The sequence below is a fragment of the Rufibacter latericius genome (assembly GCF_003721515.1).
GTDB classification, from domain to species: Bacteria; Bacteroidota; Bacteroidia; order Cytophagales; family Hymenobacteraceae; genus Nibribacter; species Nibribacter latericius.
Genome location: NZ_RJJD01000015.1, coordinates 177,463 through 192,457 on the forward strand (window position 1 = coordinate 177,463; position 14,995 = coordinate 192,457).

Below are 14,995 nucleotides of genomic sequence, written 5' to 3' on the forward strand. Positions count from 1 at the left end.
TTTACGTACTTTCGTACATTGTCTCCCCCTATCATCAAGAGAGGACACCTTTGATTATGATTCAGTATAAAGAATTCACCTTAGATAATGGCCTTCACTGCATTGTGCACGAAGACTTCACCACGCCACTAGCGGTCCTGAACGTGTTGTACAACGTGGGCTCCCGCGACGAAGAGGAAACCCACACCGGGTTCGCCCACCTGTTTGAGCACCTCATGTTCAGCGGATCTGTGAACGTGCCCAACTACGACGAGCCCTTGCAGCAGGCCGGCGGAGAGAACAACGCCTTCACCTCGCCGGATATCACCAATTACTACCTCACCGTGCCTGCCCAGAACATTGAAACCGGTTTCTGGCTGGAATCTGACCGCATGCTGGACCTGGCCTTCAGCGAGAACGGCCTGGAAGTGCAGCGCAAAGTAGTGGTAGAAGAATTCAAGCAGAATTACCTGAACCAGCCCTATGGCGACGTCTGGCTGAAGCTTCGGCCCTTGGCCTATCAGCACCATCCGTACAAATGGGCGACCATCGGAAAGGAAGTAAGCCACATTGAGAACGCCGTCATGGACGATGTCCGGGCTTTTTTCAAGAAACACTACTCGCCCGCTAATGCCATTCTGGTACTGGCCGGCAACATCACCTTTGAGCGCGCCAAGGAACTTACCGAGAAATGGTTCGGCCCGATTCCCGGCGGCGTGAAGTACGAGCGCAACCTGCCCCAGGAGCCCCGCCAAACCGAAGCCCGCTACCTGGAAGTAGAGGCCGATGTGCCCTTGACCGCGCTCTACAAAGCCTACCACATGCCTTCCCGCACCAGTCCAGACTACTACGCCGCCGATTTACTGAGCGATGTTTTGGGCCACGGGGATTCATCCCGCTTATATAATGAGTTGGTGAAAGAGCAGAAGTTGTTCAACTCCATCTCTTCTTTCGCCACCGGTTCTTTGGACTCAGGCCTGTTGGTTATCCAGGGCAAACTGAACGTGGGCGTAGACCCGCAGGTCGCCAATGCCGCGGTAGAAGCCATTGTGGCCAAGATCAGGGCTGAGCACGTGAGCGAGGAAGAACTACAGAAGGTGAAAAACAAGGCCGAGACCTCCATTGTCTTCTCTGAGATTGAACTCCTGAATCGCGCGTTGAACCTGGCCGTGGGCAAACTGATGGGCAACCCTAACCACATCAACGAAGAAGGCTACCTGGTGCAGGCCGTCACCTCAGAAGCCATCTACCAACAAGCCCAGGAAATTCTGCGCCCCGAGAACTGCTCCACCCTGCTCTACAAAGCCGCCTCCGGCAGCGAAACCCAGGAAGAACTGGAGGAAGTTCTGGAAGAGGAATAAGGTGTTTCGGGGCTGATTTCCGGAAATCAGCCCCGAAACACCTCAGGGTTTTGCTTCTTTTGTCATCCTGCAGGGATCTTGCGGGAGAGCGGTAGTAGCGCAAATGCAACGTCTTTTTCGCCTTTGTTGGTGTTATCGCCAACAAACCTCAGGGGCAGCTATTGGTAAGGCTACCGTTTAACTGCTTGCTGGCGATAACACCAACAAGGGCCTGAGGACATGGCTTTACTTCTCCGAAAACCCAATACTAAAAACGAGTAATCAATACCTCATACATGAGCTTTAACATTAGAACCGGCTTCGGCTATGACGTGCACCAGCTGCAGGAAGGATTGGATTTCTGGCTGGGCGGCATCAAAATTCCGCATACCCACGGCGCCTTGGGCCACTCAGACGCCGATGTCCTCATCCACGTGATCTGTGATGCCCTGCTGGGCGCCGCCAACCTGCGCGACATCGGGTTCCATTTCTCAGACAAAGACCCGCAGTACAAAGGCATCGACAGCAAGATTCTGCTGCGCGAGGTTATGAAACTGATTCGGGAAAAAGGCTATGAGGTGGGCAACATTGATTCTACTATTTGCCTGCAGGAACCGAAGGTGAACCCGCACATCCCGGCCATGAAAACCTGCCTGGCCGAGGTCATGGGCATTCCGGAAGACGATGTTTCCATCAAAGCCACTACAACCGAGCAGCTGGGGTTTGTGGGCAAGAAGGAAGGAGTGGCTGCGTATGCCACCGTGTTGATACATAAATAGAACCTACTTACAGGTAAGGCATCATTTTTGCCCTGATTTCCTAAAAACCGGCCTAAAACAGCTATCGTTTGTTCGTTACCCGAAAATTCAGTAGCATTAAGGTCATTATACCAGAACAACAAACAATCTCAATGAAAAAGCATTTGTACACGTTGGGCATGGCCGCCGCGTTCCTGTCGGCTTGTTCTTCGTCCCAAACTCCTTCGGCGTCTACCACCGGGGGTGCTACCGCTGGTAGCAGTGCCGCGGCTGCATCGGGGGCCATTGCCGCCAACCCTACGCAGTACGCCAACACCATTACCGCCGCAGACATGGAGAAATACCTGCGTGTTTTGGCCTCCGACTCCCTGGAAGGCCGTGAAACCGGCGAGCGTGGGCAGAAAATGGCTGCTGAGTACATTGCCAATCACTTCAAAGCGAACGGCGTCACTGGCCCGGTGAAAACGGGTTCCAACCCGTATTACCAAACCTTTGACCTGGAGAAAAGCAGCTGGGGCGAGGGCTACGTGACCGTAGGCGCCAAGAAATTCACCATGGGCAAAGATTTCTTCGTGCTGGGCGCCTCGCCGTACCAGAACGAGGAAACCGCGCAGGTGGTGTTTGCCGGCTACGGCATTGATGAACCGGCTTACTCAGACTATAGCAACCTGGACGTAACCGGTAAAGCGGTAGTAGTATTAGCCGGCGAGCCGAAGAAAGCCGATGGCACTTACCTCCTCAGCGGTACCGATAAAATGAGTACCTGGTCTCAGGATGCCCGTACCAAAGCCGCCGCTGCCACCAAGAAAGGCGCCAAAAGCGTATTCGTGGTGATGGGCACTACTGATGCCGAGTTCCAGCAGTTGACCGCCCGCTATGCCGGTATGTTGACTCGTCCGTCTATTGGGTTCGGGACCTCAACCGCAGCGCCCCGCGCCGCTAACATCTACGTGTCGCCTTCCATGGCTGCTGCGTTGCTGAACACTAAAACTACCCAACTTGCTTCTTACGGCGCATCTGTAGCCAAAGCCGGCAAAACCGTGGCTTCGCCTTTCAAAGCCGCTACCAACGTAAAAATCAAAACCGCCCGTAACAAGCAGCCGTTGCCCACCGAGAACGTGTTGGGGTATATTGAGGGATCTGATTTGAAAGACCAACTGATCGTGATCAGCTCGCACTATGACCACGAAGGCATCAAGAACGGTGTGGTGTATAACGGCGCCAACGACGACGGTTCCGGAACTATGGCGGTGATGGAATTGGCTCAGGCTTTCTCAGAGGCGAAGAAAAACGGCCACGGCCCGCGCCGCAGCATTTTGTTCCTGGCGGTTACTGCCGAGGAAAAAGGCCTGCTGGGTTCTGAGTACTACACCGATCATCCCGTTTTCCCGCTGGAGAACACCGTAGCCGATCTGAACATCGACATGATTGGCCGTACCGACAAAGAGCACGAAGGCAAAGGAGAGTACATCTACGTAATCGGGTCTGATAAACTTTCGTCAGAATTGCACGCGATTTCAGAAAACGCAAACAAAACGTACACCAACATCGACCTGGATTACACCTTCAACGACCCCAACGACCCCAACCGGTTCTACTACCGTTCAGACCACTACAACTTCGCGAAGCACAACATTCCGATTGCCTTCTACTTCAACGGCGTGCACGAAGACTACCACCAACCAACCGATGATGTGGAAAAGATCAACTTCCAATCTGCCGAGAAAGTAGCCCGCCTGGTGTTCTACACCGCCTGGGATTTAGCCAACCGCACGGAGCGCATCAAGGTAGACAGTAACAAAAAATAAGCGGAGCTTATTTCAGTCCTGAGTCCTAAGTCTTGAGTTGAAAGAACTCAAGACTTAGGACTCATATTTAAACAGAAAAAGGAGAGGCTAATGCCTCTCCTTTTTCTGTTTAAATATATTTTATTGGCCTGTTCCCCGTTATTTTTGTAGCTTGACCGCTTCTTCTACAGGGCGTTGCAGAAATGGACAACTTGCTTTGGGCCTTTTTTCTGGAAACAAGCCTTAAAGCGGAGAGATGAACATGAATCATGGCCTTGGCATGGGCTGGGGCAGAAAGACTAACCGGAAAAATAACTTGAGCATAAAATTAAAGCAGTTTCTGCAGGACTCAGAGAACAAGGCGTTTGACCTGGAGCATCGGCAGAAAATCCGCTTCAACATAGGCAAATACAACGCCGCCGTGCAGAATGGCATGATGGCCTACGAGCACCATGAACTGGCGCGGGAACGGGCATCCTTCCTCAAAACCCAGACCATCAACAACCTGGACAAGTACCTGGTGGAGTTTGAGAACAATTTCACCAAACGGGGCGGAAAAGTCATTTGGGCGCAGAACGCCGAGGAAGCCCTGCGCGAGATTGGCACCATCATGAAGCGCAAACGCGCTAAATCGGTGGTGAAGTCCAAGTCCATGAGCACCGAGGAGATCCACCTGAACGATTTCTTGGAGAAGAACGGCGTGGAGACTGTGGAGACCGACCTGGGCGAATACATTGTACAGTTGGCTGGGCAGCGCCCGTACCACATTGTGACGCCCGCCATGCACATGTCCAAGAAAGACATTTCGGAGCTGTTTTCTAAAAAACTGGGCATTCCGCCCACCGATGACGCGCAACAACTGGTGCTCACCGCCCGCAAGCTGCTTCGCGAGAAATACACACAGGCCGAAGTGGGCATTAGCGGCGCTAACTTTTTGATCGCGGATATAGGCGGAATTGCCGTAACCGAGAACGAGGGTAATGCCCGTTTATCCACCACCTTCCCGAAGACGCACATCGCAATTGTGGGCATTGAGAAGTTGATCCCGTCCATGCTGGATCTGGATTTGTTCTGGCCTTTGCTCAGCACCAGCGGTACCGGGCAGAACATCACCATATACAATACCATCTTGACCGGCCCGCGCCAGCCCACTGAGAAAGATGGCCCCGAGGAAATGTATGTGGTACTGCTAGACAATGGCCGCACTAACTTATTGGCCCAGCCAGACCAACGTGAGGCCCTGAACTGCATCCGTTGCGGGGCCTGCCTCAACGTGTGCCCCGTGTATAAGAACATTGGGGGCCATACTTATGAGACAACATACAGTGGCCCTATTGGGTCAGTGATTACGCCGCACTTGGCGGGCATGGAAGAACACAAGCACCTGAGTTACGCCAGTTCTTTGTGCGGGGCCTGCACCAGCGTGTGTCCGGTTAAGATCAACCTGCACAACCTTCTTTTGCTTAACCGCAAGCAAAGCGTGGACGAAGGCTTGGTGGACAAAAACGAGAAGCTAGCCTTTAGATTCTGGGCGAAGGGCATGCAGAACCGACGGCTGCTGAATCTGGCCCCGGCATCGGTGAAGAACTTTGTTTTGGGGCACGTACAGAAAGAGACCTGGAGTAAACGCCGTGAACCGTTGGTGGCTGCTCCCTTGTCTTTTAATGAGATGTGGCGAAAGCAGCGCAAGAACTCCTAGAAACACAAAAGCCTTCTGAAAACAGAAGGCTTTTGTGTTTCTAGGAAAACCAGGAGGTTGCCTGTTCTCCTGAAGTATAAAGAAAACGCCCTGCTACTAGCGGGAGGCAATTTGCTGGAAGAAAGATTTCTTCTTGCGGTTCCCGGCGGTACGTTTTTTCACATAGCTCCCATTGTTCCGTTTAATCTGCTTGTATCTGGCCATAGAACCTTTCTTCTTTTTAAAGAAGGGAAGTTCTTCTTTAACAAGGGCTGTTTCTGAGGCAGCGGATGCAAAAGGAGCGAAAGAAAGCGCAAAAGCAAAAAACAAAAGAGAGAGTAAAAACTTCTTCATCAGGAGTGTGTTGTTTTAGTTATATTTAATACTATATATACACAAAACTAGAGGTAAAGTTTCAATATACCAAGTATAAATTTAATCAAAACCTCACATTCCTTCTAACATGCAATTATAGACGTTTTAGCGCTTGCACTAAATCGTCTACTTGCCGTCCTAAAATAGCTGGAAAATTAGCTATTCTGATCTGTTTGTCTTTGAATGCTCCATATCCGCTACCTACTACAAATCCTTGCTTTTTTAATATCGAAATAATTTCAGCCGCTGGCCTGTCCAACACATCAGCAACCACAACGGTAGGTGACTGGTGTCTTTTTTCCTGCACGAAAGGCGCGAACAGAGAACTCTCCTCCAGAAAAGCATAGAGTTGCTGGGCTTTGGCCTCGGTTTCCTGCCGGATCACGTCTACGCCTTTCGCCAGCATGTCTTCCACTACATGAGCCAGCAGGTAAATATCCAGCACATTGGGTGTGCTTGGCGTTTGGAACTGCTGGTATTGGTCCTGCAAGGAGGCAAGGCTGTGGTGCCCGCCGGTATACTGTTTTCCTTCCAGGCTTGCGGCTTTCTGGCGGGAACGCTCATTCACCAGCCAAACGCCCAAACCGGCCGGCAAGCCAAACCCTTTCTGCACTGAGAAGAACGCCATGTCTATTTGGGAGAAATCCAGGGCAGCATACGGTGCGCCTGACACGATATCCACTGAAATCAACGGCTCTGGGTACCGCTGGCGCAAGGCATGGATGTCTTCCACCGGCATGCACACTCCGGAACTGGTTTCGTTCTGGGTAATGGCCAATAACTCCGTCCCGTCGGGCACCTGCACATCCTCTAAAGAAAACCCCTGCCCGAAGGGTACCTGCAGCACCTGCGCGTTCCGATCCAGCCATTTGGCGTGGTCCAGGTACTTTTTGGAGAACGAGCCGTTCACCAAGTGGTAGGTATTCTGCGCCGTGAGGCTTTGCAGGCTGCGTTCCCAGATCTCGGTGGCCGAGCCGGTAAAGTAAATGGAATAATCTGCGGGTAATTGGAACAGCGCCCGAAGTCCGGCATCGGCCCGCTTGTACAGATCTTTGAAGGCCTGACTCCGGTGCGACTGGGAGAACACCTGTTGGTCTAACGCGTTTTGCAGATGCCCTGCCACTGTGGGGTACAGTTGCGCCGGGCCAGGAGTGAAATAAACAGAAGCCATATCTTATTGAATGAGTGATTAAGCGAATGAGAGATTAGGTGAATGAAAGAAGCTGTTTTCAACCTGTTTACGAAAAACAAGGTCAAAAACAGCTTTTACTTTATTTGCCACGAAATGCGTGTGCTACCTATTAATAGAGCGTCCGCGACTTAATAGTGTCCGGGATTTGCTTCAGCTGCTTGATCACGGAACGGTCATACTTGGTATCTACATCGGTGATCACGTACCCGATGGTCTCGTTTGTTTTCAGGTACTGACCCAGGATGTTGATCTGGTTTTCGGCCAAGGTGTTGTTGATCTTGGCCAGGATGCCCGGTACGTTGCGGTGAATGTGGATAAGCCGGTGCGCATTTCGCAGGGCCGGCAACTGTAAATTCGGGAAGTTTACGCTGTTATAGGAACCACCGGTGTTGATGTAGTCAATCATCTTGGAGGGCACGTATTGCGCAATGTTTTCCTGAGCTTCCTCGGTGCTGCCGCCCACGTGCGGCGAAAGCAGGGTGTTGGGCAAGCCGCGGAGGGCGGACTCAAAGCGCTCCTGGTTGTTCTTGGGCTCATACGGGAACACGTCTACCGCGCAACCCCTGATCTTGCCGCTTTTGATGTTCTCAGCCAGCGCTTCAATGTCCACCACATGACCACGGGCTAGGTTCAGGAACAATACACCCGGCTTCATCAACTCAAACTCTTTCGGCCCGATGATGTTTTTGTTTGCGGCGCGGCCGTCTACGTGCAAGGTTACGATATCTGCCAGCGCCAACAACTCAGCCAGCGAATGACAAACCTTCGCGTTACCCAGAGCCAGCTTGTCCACCACGTCATAGAAGTACACTTCTATGCCCAGGCTCTCTGCCAGCACAGACAATTGCGACCCGATGTTCCCGTACCCGACGATGCCCAGTTTTTTGCCCCTGATCTCGTTGGAGCCCTTCGCTGATTTATCCCACTCGCCCTCGTGCAGGCGGTTACTTTTCTCCACCAGTCCGCGGGAAAGCATGATGATCTCGCCGATGGCCATTTCTACTACGCTTCGGGTATTGCTGTACGGCGCGTTGAACACCACAATACCCCGCTCGGTGCAAGTCTGTAAATCTATCTGGTTTGTCCCGATGCAGAAAGCGCCCACAGCCATTAGACGCGGGGCGTGCGCCAGGGCTTTGGCCGTTACCTGCGTCTTAGACCTGATACAGAGGATGGACACATCATGCAGTTGCTCGCAAAGCTCTTCCTCTTCCAGGGCACCAGCGATTACCTCCACCTGATAGCCTTCCTGGCGGAACATGTTGATGGCGCGCTCGTGGATGCCTTCCAGCACCAACACCTTGATGCGGTTCTTAGGATAGGAAAGGGCACTGGGCAGTTTGTTCACATACAGGAACTCGTCCAGGCTGGGGGTGACGTGGTCTGCCTTGCCTACCACACTGTCGCGGCTCACGTTCTCGGTGAAGGCGTAGAATTTATCGGCGATGCCGGCTTCCTTAATCTCGTAATCGGTGTAACCGTCCCCGATGACATAGACTTCGCCGTTTAGATCAAGCGCTTTGATTTGCTTGGCTTTGCCTTGGTTCTGGGTAAGCACGTTGTCGCGGTCAAAGCCGGTGATGTTGCCCGCCTCGTCATAGGTGAAACTGTTGGCGAAAACGTTCTCGGGTTTCACGCCCAATTCCCGTACGATGGGCACAATGAACTCTTTGAAGCCGTTGGAGATGATGTAAATATCGTCTTTGAACGCCTCAAAGAAAGCTTTGTTATGCTTGAACGATTCTGAGATCTGGCCCTTCAGGTGCTGAATGAGCGTGTCCAGGTGCTCCCGGTTGGCGCTGAGAAGGGCCAGACGCTGATCCAAGGAATCTACCAGGGGAATCTCGCCCTCCATGCCCAGATCGGTGATGCGCTGGATCTCGGTTAATACTTTCTGCCTGCGGGCCGGGTCTGGGATACAGATGGCGCAAAGCTCGTCTAAAGCCTCTACCTTGGTGAAGGTACTGTCAAAGTCAATGATGAAGTGCTTGTGCGTACTCATGGTGAAGGAGTTAACGAGGGATTGGCTCCAAAGGAAAGCCGCCGCCTCAGGTTTCCGGTTTGCCGCTCCAGTTAGGGTTGGCGCCCCAATATCGGGGAGTATCTGGTTAAATGAAAAGCGTTTTCAAGTCGTTTTCTGAAAAACAACTTGAAAACGCTTCTTTTCGAAGGCAAAGGTCTGTTTCTCTTAGAAAAGGGCGGGCATTCCTGGCCGGCGGGAGAACAGCGTGACGTCATTGATGTCTTTGACGCGGCAGAGGTAGCGGGCCATGCGCTCTACCCCAAATCCGGCTCCGGCGCTAGAAGGCAGGCCTTGTTGTTTGGCCACCTCTAAGTAATGCTTGAACGCCTCTTTATCAGCGCCGGTCTCGTCCATGCGTTTCAGAATCTGGTGGTACTCGTTCTCGCGCTCGGCCCCAGACAAGCCCTCGCCGTAACCATCGGGCCAGATGAGATCATAGTTCAGGTAGGTACCCGGCTTTTCCTGGTCTTCCTTGTCATAGAACTCCCGGCGGTGGTTCAAGAGCCAGAACGGCTCAGTAGATTCCTTAGATTTGACGTGCTCATAATCGGGGCCGTACTGCGCCTCCAGTTCCTCGGTACGGAAAATCTTAAAGGGCCCGAACTCTTGCAGAGGCTCAGAACGGTATTTCGCCAACACATCGGGCAAATCCCTTTTCACGGCGGCGAACACGTATTTAACAAGGTCTTCCATGAAAGAGCGCACAAAAGCCCCGTCTTTGTCGCGGAACTCAAAGTCTATCTGGGTAAACTCAAACAGGTGTCGGCCCGTAAATGCACGGTCTGCAAACTCTAACCGAACATTAGGTGACACAATGTACAAAGCCTCCAGTTCTGGGTTCAACAGCGCCAACTGCTTATGGAAGATCATGGATTTGGTTAGGCTCCAGCGGCTCCCGGCGTAGGAGATGGCGGCATCTACCACGCCGTGGTTTAAAGGATCTGTTATGGGAGAGAGCATGAGGGGCATGACCTGGACCAATCCACGCTCAAACATGAACTGGTGGGTAGCCCGCACAATGGCTTGCTGCACTTTTAGTACATCTACGGTGGCTGCACCCTGTATTTGGGCCAATGTTTGCTCTAAATTAACTTCTACAACTCCTATCAAATCAGCTTGCATGGCAGAATTTATAAATATGTTAATATTATCTAATTATTGTTATAACAAATATAACTCTTTGTTGGATAAATTGACAATTTGATAAACATATTTTTTGTATCTTAGCACATCTTTAACAGAGGATATTATTCGTTGTAGAATTGCTAAAAATTGATCTATAAAATGGCCCAAGTTTCAGAAATTGATAATCTTGACAGAAGAATTCTTTCCATGCTCATGTTAGACGCCACCCGGGCCTACACTGACATTGCGAAGGAATTACAAGTTTCTGGGGGTACCGTACACGTGCGCATGAAGAAGTTGGAAGATCTGGGGGTGATCAAAGGATCGCACCTGTTCATCAATCCCAACGCGGTAGGTTATGACATCTGCGCCTTTATTGGTATTTACCTGGAGAAAGGCTCAGCATACCAGACAGCGGTCACTTCCATGCGGCAAGTGCCCGAGATTGTGGAGATGCACTACACCACCGGTCAGTGGAGCATGTTCGCTAAAATTATTTGCCGTGACACCCTGCACCTTCGCGAGGTATTGAACGAGAAAATACAAGCGATTGAAGGCGTGGAACGCACCGAGACGTTCATTTCTCTGGAGGAGAGCATTACCCGTCAGGTAGATATTCTATAATTCCTATAAATGCTTTCCGCGGCCCGTTGGCTGAATACAAAAACTGTATTATCTTTCAACGCTGAAGCCTATAGATAGGCTGGCGCGTCTATGAGCGAGAGATCTGGCACAGGTAAGATTCAAGAATGGTTAAGGCAGGCTACCCTGCCTTTCCTGTTACTTTTCACCTTCGCCTGTGGCGATTCCGGCACGCCCGAGAAAGGAATCACCCTCAAAAGGAACGCCCGCAAGGTAAGCGTGATCGCGCACAGAGGAGCCTCTGGATTGGCCCCGGAAAACACCCTGGCCTCGGTGAAGAAAGCCTTGGAGACCGATGCCGATTTCATTGAGGTAGACGTTCACCAAAGCAAAGACCAAGAGGTAGTAGTGATCCATGACCCAACCCTGGACCGCACCACCACCGGAACCGGCCGCGTAGAAGACTTTACCTTAGCCGAACTCAAGAAACTGGACGCCGGCATTAAGCTGGACTCAGCCTTTGCCGGTGAGCGCATTCCTACCCTGGCGCAGGTCCTACGCGCCGTGAAAGGCAAAAAGAAACTGCTCATCGAACTCAAGAAAGGCGAGGAAGACTATTACCCGGGCTTGGAGGAAAACACGATCAGGCTCATTCGGGAGAACCGGGCCGAGGAATGGTGCGTGCTTCAGTCGTTCTATGACCCCATCTTGGACCGCATCTGGAAAGCCGATTTCGTGATTCAGACACAGAAGCTGATGGTGGGTAAGATTCCCTTCCTGCCCATCTATATTGACCATGAGCTTAAGTTCGGGGGCTTTGACCGGTACTCAGAAGCCACTACCATCAACGTGCACCGCTACTTCGCTTCAAAGGCTTTCATTAAATCATTGCACAGCCAGGGCTTCAAGACCTTCATCTGGACCGAAGACGAACCAAAAAACATCCAGAAGCTCTTTGAGATTGGGGCCGATGGCGTCATGACCAACCACCCGGAGCTGATCAAGAAGCTTTAGTCTGTTTCTAATCCGTTTTCCCAAAAACAAAGCGAAACCACTGAGAAGAACCTCTTCTTCTTTACGCCTGATTTTCCATAAACACCCTTAAAACACCAGAGCCGCTTCTTTTGCTAAAGAAGCGGCTCTGGTGTTTTCTATATTGTTCATCCCTAAAAGGACTCCATGTAGCTATCGGTTTCGCGGCGGATTTTCTCTTTGCCGGTTTTGAGGCGGGCGTGGGCATTGGTGCGGGCCAGCTCCAGATCGGTATCAGAATCTACTTTCACGGTCTCGCGGCGGTTGTAGCTGTAGTGCTCCATGCGCGATTCCTTGCCGGCTTCGTCTATGACTTTTCGGGTGTCGTACTCACGGCGGCGGTGTTCCAGTTTCTCCATGCTGTCCAGCTCGGTGGTAGACTCTACATCGCGCAGCAGGTCATCGTAGGGTCCGCGTTTTGAGATCAGTTTGGTGAAAATAGGCGCAGTCTCCAGGCAGATGAACAGGAGCATGATGAAGAAGCTAGGCAACCAGGGCAGTTTCTCCAAGGCTTCCATGCGGGCCATGATGCCGCCGTACTGTTCAAAGCGGGCTTTTCCCTGATTAATGGCTTTGTCGCGTTGGGCAGTGAGGGTGTCAATGCGTTTCTGGCGCTCGGCAATGAGCAGGGTGGTCTGTTCCTGGAGTTGTTTCAGTTCAGCATCAATTTTATCGTATTGGGCTTTTTTTTCCTGGAAGATTGGGCCACGGCCGATTTTCTTGGTACCGCCTGTGCCATCGCTCTCGGCGCTCATCTGGGTGTAGAGCGTGTCGCGTTGGGCAGATTTGGTCGCGATCTCGGCTTTGATGCGGTCAATGTCTTTTCGCACCGAGTCAGACTCAGTGAATTGCTGGTTCACCAGTTTCTGGTGCTCTAGGGCTAGTTGGGCTTTTTTCTCCTCCAGCACGCTGTCAATTTCCTTCTGGAAGATACGCAGTTCCAGGGGTTTGGAAATCACAATAGCCAGAACCAACGCCAGCACCAGGCGCGGCAGAATCTGCAGGAACTCCTTCCTAAAGTTTCCCTCCTTGCGGATAGTGGAGACAATAAAGCGGTCCAGGTTAAAGATCACAGCGCCCCAGAGTAACCCGAAGGCTGCGGCTGCCGCAACCGAGTCAAACACAGTGTAGAGCGCATAGCCTCCCGACAAGGCAGCCAGGATACCGGTAAACAAAACGGTGGCACCTATGCTCCCGAATTTGATGTGCTCAGATTTAGGGCATTGGGCAAGGATGTGGTCATCGGCCCCGGCACACCACCAAAAGAAATTTCTCATATAATACAGAAGCACACACGTGCCTCCCAGGTTTGAAAGGATACTAGTTAAACGAAGATTGAAAGGGATTTACTGAACCGGTTTGTGAAGTTGAAACGAAAGGAAATAGAAACCGCCACAAACGGCCTTAAAGAACCTCTGTGGCGGTAACTACCTGTCTCTTAGAATGGTTCCGGAAACTTGCTATTGATTCTCTTCGTCTAGTTTGTTGTACAGCAGCAGCGTGCTACAGGCGCTGGCCAGCACCATCTGCAGGTCTGGACTTAGGGTGCTTTTCAGCCATACTTTTCCGTTGTTGATGGTCTGCACACTGGCCAGTACCTGCCCTTCGCGGGAGAATTCATAGCCCAGCGGCGTACCAGACGGAAGCGATTTCCCTTCCCATTTAAACAAGGGAGACACCTCTATGTCATAGCGGCCGTTGCTGAGTTTCCCATTGAAATTGACCCGCTCCATGTACGTACCCGGATCTGCCAGGGACAGTCTCCACTCGCCGCTCTCCGGCGAAGCAAAGGCTGCCTGCAGAAACTCCCGCTGCTTGTTAAGGTTCACCGACCAACCGCCGGCCTCGGCAGTAGTTGCGTTGAGCATGGCCGCTGCCTGCACAAACCAGGTTTTCTGCTGTACCGTGTCCTTCACCCCGAAACTGTATTTCTGGAACGCCTCAGACACCTGAATCAGGTTCCCGAGATCGGTGCGTTGGGTCCAGGCTCGCTGAATTTCCTCTAACCGGTATGACCCAAACCCAAAGCCTTTCTCCTTGCCCAACGACAACCTAAACGCAGAACGGCCCACTACTGGCATGGTCGTAGTATTTTGCTGCATGCCTTCGCTCACTTTCATATCGGGTACTGAACAACTGGCAACACTTAACAGGACAATGGCAACGGAAGAGAAGAAAAACGTTTTATAAACGGTCATAAAGGTGGGCGATTGATTCATACAAGTATTTCAGACCAAGACTAACCAGCAAGACAACTCCGGTTCTTTTATCGGATGGCAAACCTTCATGAGCGCACCTCTGTCTCCCGGGTAAAGTACCTGGCTTTCGTAGTGAAAAGAAGACCAGGAACAGGCCTGTCCCCCCTATGCCGCTCCGTTTGATTTACTTTATTTTCCAAAGGCTTTTGGGTCCCATAGGTGCATTAGACGAAATAGAGTATTTATAGCGTTCTTTCTTTAAATGCTATAAATTAGCTAGATGAGAAAAGCATTGGCAGTTTTCATGTTAGGGGTTCTCTGCTCCACAGCAGGCTGGGGCCAGATTCGGGCTGGGCAACCCTTGAACACAGGCGGACTGAAACCTATCCTGCCGCCGCCTCTCTTTGCTTCTGTTTCTTACTCCAACGAACCTTTGCTGCTCCTGGGCTCTCAGGAAACCGATTATACTTCTCTGGTGGTAGACCCTAAGGAAATCATTGTCGTGCAAACCTACAAAGACTCCGCGATGCTGGCCGAAATGGGGCACAAAGCTAGAAACGGGGTTTTGTTAATCAGGCTTAAAAACCAGAAAACACTCTTGAAACTGGAAGATGTCCTGGATTACTTCGAGGTGCCACCAACCCAACGGCAGCTGCGCGTCCTGGTGAACAAACAACCCGTGAACCCGGAGCATTTCTTAGCCGATATCAAACGGATCACCAAGGTAGAAGTGATTACCTTAGACAAGATCAGCCCGTCTCGGATCAGCTGGGACGAAAATGAACAGTTCCTGAACATCGTGACGATACAGCAGGCGCAGCTGTAAGACTATAGGGCGCAATCCTTTGTGGTTGTCCTAAACAGTAATCTGCACCAAAGGGCAACCACAAGGGATTGCCTCTACCTTGGCATTCCAACCTGTCCCA

Annotated in this window: 12 protein-coding genes; 7 read left to right on the forward strand and 5 right to left on the reverse strand. The window is 51.6% G+C overall.

Features of this window, described 5'->3' with window-relative positions:
* Positions 1–56 precede the first annotated feature (56 nt).
* The 4 genes from EFB08_RS18275 (at position 57) to EFB08_RS18290 (ending at position 5,563) form a co-directional block, all read left to right on the forward strand.
* A complete protein-coding gene (locus EFB08_RS18275; RefSeq protein ID WP_123128405.1) occupies positions 57–1,340 on the forward strand; it encodes a M16 family metallopeptidase in 1,284 nt (427 codons plus the stop codon).
* Positions 1,341–1,615: 275 nt separating this feature from the next.
* Positions 1,616–2,098 (forward strand): 2-C-methyl-D-erythritol 2,4-cyclodiphosphate synthase, encoded by a 483-nt coding sequence (gene ispF / locus EFB08_RS18280; protein ID WP_123128406.1) that lies wholly within the window; start codon positions 1,616–1,618, stop codon positions 2,096–2,098.
* A gap of 131 nt (positions 2,099–2,229) precedes the next feature.
* Positions 2,230–3,885, forward strand: coding sequence for a M28 family peptidase (locus EFB08_RS18285; protein ID WP_123128407.1), 1,656 nt, complete (start codon positions 2,230–2,232; stop codon positions 3,883–3,885).
* Positions 3,886–4,180: 295 nt separating this feature from the next.
* Positions 4,181–5,563: a LutB/LldF family L-lactate oxidation iron-sulfur protein gene (locus EFB08_RS18290; RefSeq protein WP_227006403.1), complete on the forward strand. Its 1,383-nt coding sequence runs from the start codon at positions 4,181–4,183 to the stop codon at positions 5,561–5,563.
* 448 nt (positions 5,564–6,011) lie between these two features.
* Here the strand turns inward: EFB08_RS18290 and EFB08_RS18300 are convergent, their stop codons facing one another.
* From EFB08_RS18300 to EFB08_RS18310, 3 genes are all read right to left on the reverse strand, one after another.
* Complete coding sequence (locus EFB08_RS18300) at positions 6,012–7,088, reverse strand: aminotransferase class V-fold PLP-dependent enzyme (RefSeq protein WP_123128409.1); 1,077 nt, start codon at positions 7,086–7,088, stop codon at positions 6,012–6,014.
* Between the two features lie 130 nt (positions 7,089–7,218).
* Positions 7,219–9,111 (reverse strand): phosphoglycerate dehydrogenase, encoded by a 1,893-nt coding sequence (gene serA, locus EFB08_RS18305; RefSeq protein ID WP_123128410.1) that lies wholly within the window; start codon positions 9,109–9,111, stop codon positions 7,219–7,221.
* 186 nt (positions 9,112–9,297) lie between these two features.
* Positions 9,298–10,254 carry an asparagine synthetase A gene (locus EFB08_RS18310; protein WP_123128411.1) on the reverse strand — a complete coding sequence of 319 codons (957 nt, stop codon included), beginning with the start codon at positions 10,252–10,254 and terminating at the stop codon, positions 9,298–9,300.
* Between the two features lie 162 nt (positions 10,255–10,416).
* Between EFB08_RS18310 and EFB08_RS18315 the strand changes: the two genes are divergently transcribed.
* Both EFB08_RS18315 and EFB08_RS18320 read left to right on the forward strand, forming a co-directional pair.
* Positions 10,417–10,881 (forward strand): Lrp/AsnC ligand binding domain-containing protein, encoded by a 465-nt coding sequence (locus EFB08_RS18315; protein WP_123128412.1) that lies wholly within the window; start codon positions 10,417–10,419, stop codon positions 10,879–10,881.
* Between the two features lie 90 nt (positions 10,882–10,971).
* Positions 10,972–11,853 carry a glycerophosphodiester phosphodiesterase gene (locus EFB08_RS18320; RefSeq protein ID WP_123128413.1) on the forward strand — a complete coding sequence of 294 codons (882 nt, stop codon included), beginning with the start codon at positions 10,972–10,974 and terminating at the stop codon, positions 11,851–11,853.
* 152 nt (positions 11,854–12,005) lie between these two features.
* On the opposite strand, the gene EFB08_RS18325 is transcribed toward EFB08_RS18320, so the two are convergent.
* Both EFB08_RS18325 and EFB08_RS18330 read right to left on the reverse strand, forming a co-directional pair.
* A complete protein-coding gene (locus tag EFB08_RS18325; RefSeq protein WP_123128414.1) occupies positions 12,006–13,148 on the reverse strand; it encodes a DUF4407 domain-containing protein in 1,143 nt (380 codons plus the stop codon).
* A 183-nt stretch (positions 13,149–13,331) separates the two neighbouring features.
* The gene (locus EFB08_RS18330) at positions 13,332–14,069 is read right to left on the reverse strand and encodes a hypothetical protein (protein WP_123128415.1); all 738 of its coding nucleotides are present in this window, start codon (positions 14,067–14,069) and stop codon (positions 13,332–13,334) included.
* A 280-nt stretch (positions 14,070–14,349) separates the two neighbouring features.
* Here EFB08_RS18330 and EFB08_RS18335 point away from each other — a divergent pair, with 280 nt between their 5' ends.
* Positions 14,350–14,895 (forward strand): hypothetical protein, encoded by a 546-nt coding sequence (locus EFB08_RS18335; RefSeq protein ID WP_125077797.1) that lies wholly within the window; start codon positions 14,350–14,352, stop codon positions 14,893–14,895.
* The last annotated feature ends 100 nt before the right edge of the window (positions 14,896–14,995 follow it).